General features: G+C 56.0%; 3 rRNA genes. All 3 read right to left on the bottom strand.

Annotation, left to right across the window (positions count from 1 at the left end):
• Window position 1: 1 nt before the first annotated feature.
• Window positions 2-119 (bottom strand): 5S ribosomal RNA (rrf, locus tag EUA06_RS22110).
• Window positions 120-282: 163 nt separating this feature from the next.
• A 23S ribosomal RNA gene (locus tag EUA06_RS22105) occupies window positions 283-3,420 on the bottom strand.
• 553 nt (window positions 3,421-3,973) lie between these two features.
• Window positions 3,974-5,496, bottom strand: a 16S ribosomal RNA gene (locus EUA06_RS22100).
• The 16S, 23S and 5S rRNA genes sit together here, the layout of an rRNA operon.
• Window positions 5,497-5,624 lie beyond the last annotated feature (128 nt).

The following is a 5,624-nucleotide window of genomic DNA, read 5'->3' as shown; positions in this document are numbered from 1 at the left end:
TGTCCGGCGGCGTCCTACTCTCCCACAACCTCTCGGTTGCAGTACCATCGGCGCTGAAAGGCTTAACTTCCGGGTTCGGTATGGGACCGGGTGTTTCCCGTTTCGCTATGGCCGCCGTAACTCTTTCAACCCTCACAAACCAGTGGTTTGTTGGTTGGGATCTGCTTAGTGGACGCGAACTGCTTCTCGTGTGAGCTGTGCTCATGAGTCGTGTGTGTTCGTCTTTGCGCGTGTGGTTGACCGTTGTTTAACACGTGTTGGTTGTGTTGTTTTGTACGGTGTTGGGACAAGCCCTCGGCCTATTAGTACCGGTCGGCTGGGCATTGCTGCTGTACACCTCCGGCCTATCAACCCCATGTTCTGTGGGGGGCCTTACCCACTTACGTGGTGGGAAACCTCATCTTGAAACGTGCTTCCCGCTTAGATGCATTCAGCGGTTATCACTTCCGAACGTAGCCAACCAGCCGTGCTCCTGGCGGAACAACTGGCACACCAGAGGTTCGTCCATCCCGGTCCTCTCGTACTAGGGACAGCCTTTCTCAAGTTTCCTGCGCGCGCGGCGGATAGGGACCGAACTGTCTCACGACGTTCTAAACCCAGCTCGCGTGCCGCTTTAATGGGCGAACAGCCCAACCCTTGGGACCTACTCCAGCCCCAGGATGCGACGAGCCGACATCGAGGTGCCAAACCATCCCGTCGATATGGACTCTTGGGGAAGATCAGCCTGTTATCCCCGGGGTACCTTTTATCCGTTGAGTGACCACGCTTCCACATGCCGTGGCCAGATCACTAGTTCCGACTTTCGTCCCTGCTCGACATGTCTGTCTCACAGTCAAGCTCCCTTGTGCACTTACACTCGCCACCTGATTGCCAACCAGGCTGAGGGAACCTTTGAGCGCCTCCGTTACATTTTAGGAGGCAACCGCCCCAGTTAAACTACCCATCAGGCACTGTCCCTGATCCAGATAATGGACCTAGGTTAGACATCTAGTACGACCAGAGTGGTATTTCAACGTTGACTCCACAACCACTGGCGTGGCCGCTTCACAGTCTCCCACCTATCCTACACAAGCCGTACCAAACACCAATACCAAACTATAGTAAAGGTCCCGGGGTCTTTCCGTCCTGCCGCGCGTAACGAGCATCTTTACTCGTAGTGCAATTTCGCCGAGTCCATGGTTGAGACAGTAGGGAAGTCGTTACTCCATTCGTGCAGGTCGGAACTTACCCGACAAGGAATTTCGCTACCTTAGGATGGTTATAGTTACCACCGCCGTTTACTGGGGCTTAAATTCTCAGCTTCGACCCCGAAGGGTCTAACCGGTCCTCTTAACCTTCCAGCACCGGGCAGGAGTCAGTCCGTATACATCGTCTTACAACTTCGCACGGACCTGTGTTTTTAGTAAACAGTCGCTTCCCCCTGGTCTCTGCGGCCCTTCACGCTTCCCCCAGCAAGTGGGTTCACGATCCGGGCCCCCCTTCTCCCGAAGTTACGGGGGCATTTTGCCGAGTTCCTTAACCATGGTTATCTCGATCGCCTTAGTATTCTCTACTTGATCACCTGAGTCGGTTTGGGGTACGGGCGGCTCGTTGCTCGCTAGAGGTTTTTCTCGACAGCATAGGATCACCCACTTCGCCATACGGCTCCGCGTCACGTCTCAGACTCCACACTGAAGTGGATGGTGCGGATTTGCCTACACCACGTCCTACGCGCTTGCCCACAGACAACCATCGCTGTGGCTGGGCTACCTTCCTGTGTCACCCCATCGCTTGACTACTACCAGTTCGGGTCCCACGCTCCACACACCAGCCTCGCCCCGAAGGGTCCGGTCCGATGAGCTTCGGGTGGTTAGCATCACCAAGTTCGTCATGGGCGCAACTTCGCCGGTACGGGAATATCAACCCGTTGTCCATCGACTACGCCTGTCGGCCTCGCCTTAGGTCCCGACTTACCCAGGGCAGATTAGCTTGACCCTGGAACCCTTGATCATTCGGCGCACGGGTTTCTCACCCGTGATTCGCTACTCATGCCTGCATTCTCACTCGTGTGGGCTCCACACCTGGATCACTCCGGCGCTTCACTGCCCACACGACGCTCCCCTACCCATCCAGCACACTGAACACCCATCAAGTGGATGCTGATGTATTTGCTGAATGCCATAGCTTCGGCGGATGACTTGAGCCCCGCTACATTGTCGGCGCGGAATCACTTGACCAGTGAGCTATTACGCACTCTTTCAAGGGTGGCTGCTTCCAAGCCAACCTCCTGGTTGTCAATGCGACTCCACATCCTTTTCCACTTAGTCACCGCTTAGGGGCCTTAGCTGATGGTCTGGGCTGTTTCCCTCTCGACTACGGAGCTTATCCCCCGCAGTCTCACTGCTGCGCTCTCACTTACCGGCATTCGGAGTTTGGCTAACGTCAGTAACCTTGTAGGGCCCATTAGCTATCCAGTGCTCTACCTCCGGCAAGAAACACGCAACGCTGCACCTAAATGCATTTCGGGGAGAACCAGCTATCACGAAGTTTGATTGGCCTTTCACCCCTATCCACAGGTCATCCCCTCAGTTTTCAACCTAAGTGGGTTCGGTCCTCCACGTCGTCTTACCGACGCTTCAACCTGCCCATGGATAGATCACTTCGCTTCGGGTCTTGAGCGCGCTACTGAATCGCCCTATTCGGACTCGCTTTCGCTACGGCTTCCCCACACGGGTTAACCTCGCAACACACCGCAAACTCGCAGGCTCATTCTTCAAAAGGCACGCCGTCACCCCCACTGAGCAAGCTCAGCACAAGGCTCCGACGGATTGTAGGCACACGGTTTCAGGTACTATTTCACTCCCCGCCAGGGGTACTTTTCACCTTTCCCTCACGGTACTTGTCCGCTATCGGTCATCAAGGAGTATTTAGGCTTAACGGGTGGTCCCGCCAGATTCACACGGAATTTCAGGGGTTCCGTGTTACTTGGGATGATGCTCGGAAGCCAGTGCCTTACGTCTACGGGCCTATCACCCTCTACGGTGCGGCTTTCCAACCGACTTCGACTTCCACACTGGTTTCTTACTTCCTCCACGCACGGCAGTACATGATGAGCAGTCCCACAACCCCACGCCTGCAACCCCTGCCGGGTATCACACAGACATGGTTTGGCCTCATCCGATTTCGCTCGCCACTACTCTCGGAATCACTATTGTTTTCTCTTCCTGTCGGTACTGAGATGTTTCACTTCCCGACGTTCCCTCCACACACCCTATGTGTTCAGGTGCAGGTAGCACGACATGACTCGTGCTGGGTTTCCCCATTCGGACACCCCCGGATCACAGCTCGGTTGCCAACTCCCCAGGGCTTATCGCAGGCTCCAACGTCCTTCATCGGCTCTTGATGCCAAGGCATCCACCATGTGCCCTTCATAGCTTGTCTCAACAACGTCAGAACAACACACACCCCAACGCAGCCAACACACGCCACAAAAGACAACAACCAACCCCCACCACAATCACGATAGGAGGCCGGCCTTCACACATTCGATGCAGCCCATCCCCAAGGAACAAGGGGAACAACCAGACCACATCTACAAACTCATTAAACGAATTGCTCTAGACAACACCACCACCACGGCTTCTACACCACAGGGTCATGTCGCCAGATGCTCGCGTCCACTATGCAGATCTCAAACAACAACCCCACCAACCCCCTCAACCCCACATCGGAGCCTCAGGCGAAGGAGGACCAGAACAACCAGAACCCAGACCACCAGACTCACGTCCAGTACTCCAGGCGGCCTGATTCTTCAGGACCCAACAGTGTGCTTGACCCCATCCCCCACCAACGCGAGGCAATGAGTAACCCGATCCCGAAGGACCGTTCAACACCACCAGCTTGCACCGGCAGCGTGGTCGTCGACGATTCCACTAGTGAGACACCACCATGCGCCAGTGAACATTCGCCACTGATCTGGGTGCGTGCTCCTTAGAAAGGAGGTGATCCAGCCGCACCTTCCGGTACGGCTACCTTGTTACGACTTCGTCCCAATCGCCAGCCCCACCTTCGACGGCTCCCTCCACAAGGGTTGGGCCACCGGCTTCGGGTGTTGCCGACTTTCGTGACGTGACGGGCGGTGTGTACAAGGCCCGGGAACGTATTCACCGCAGCGTTGCTGATCTGCGATTACTAGCGACTCCGACTTCATGGGGTCGAGTTGCAGACCCCAATCCGAACTGAGACCGGCTTTTTGGGATTCGCTCCCCCTTACGGGATCGCAGCCCTTTGTACCGGCCATTGTAGCATGCGTGAAGCCCTGGACATAAGGGGCATGATGACTTGACGTCATCCCCACCTTCCTCCGAGTTGACCCCGGCAGTCTCCTATGAGTCCCCATCACCCCGAAGGGCATGCTGGCAACATAGAACGAGGGTTGCGCTCGTTGCGGGACTTAACCCAACATCTCACGACACGAGCTGACGACAGCCATGCACCACCTGTACACCCCCAAAAGAAGCCCCATCTCTGGAGCGGCAGGGTGTATGTCAAACCCAGGTAAGGTTCTTCGCGTTGCATCGAATTAATCCGCATGCTCCGCCGCTTGTGCGGGCCCCCGTCAATTCCTTTGAGTTTTAGCCTTGCGGCCGTACTCCCCAGGCGGGGCGCTTAATGCGTTAGCTGCGGCACGGAATCCGTGGAATGGACCCCACACCTAGCGCCCAACGTTTACGGTGTGGACTACCAGGGTATCTAATCCTGTTCGCTCCCCACACTTTCGCTCCTCAGCGTCAGGTCATGCCCAGAGAACCGCCTTCGCCACCGGTGTTCCTCCTGATATCTGCGCATTTCACCGCTACACCAGGAATTCCGTTCTCCCCTGCATACCTCTAGTCTGCCCGTATCGAAAGCAAGCCAGGTGTTAAGCACCTGGTTTTCACTCCCGACGCGACAAACCGCCTACGAGCCCTTTACGCCCAATAATTCCGGACAACGCTCGCACCCTACGTATTACCGCGGCTGCTGGCACGTAGTTGGCCGGTGCTTCTTTAGCAGGTACCGTCACTTGCGCTTCGTCCCTACCGAAAGAGGTTTACAACCCGAAGGCCGTCATCCCTCACGCGGCGTTGCTGGATCAGGCTTCCGCCCATTGTCCAATATTCCCCACTGCTGCCTCCCGTAGGAGTCTGGGCCGTGTCTCAGTCCCAGTGTGACCGGTCACCCTCTCAGGCCGGCTACCCGTCGAAGCCATGGTGAGCCATTACCTCACCATCAAGCTGATAGGCCGCGAGCACATCCCTGGCCGAAAAACTTTCCACAACCAACCCATGCGAGTAGTTGTCGTATTCGGTATTAATCACCGTTTCCGGTGGCTATCCCAAAGCCAAGGGCAGATTACTCACGTGTTACTCACCCGTTCGCCGCTCGAGTACCACCGAAGTGGCCTTTCCGCTCGACTTGCATGTGTTAAGCACGCCGCCAGCGTTCGTCCTGAGCCAGGATCAAACTCTCCATCGAAAATTACCCACGAAACACCCAAAGGCACCCGCAGGACAATCAATAAGAGCCACATCCCCCGACAAAAAACGAAACTGACATGTTGTCAGAATCATTGTCAAAGAAACCATCAACACCAACCGCAACCC

Source organism: Nocardioides glacieisoli (assembly GCF_004137245.1).
GTDB lineage: Bacteria > Actinomycetota > Actinomycetes > Propionibacteriales > Nocardioidaceae > Nocardioides > Nocardioides glacieisoli.
Note: the sequence above shows the minus strand (reverse complement) of the source record. Positions and strands in the feature narration are given on the sequence as shown.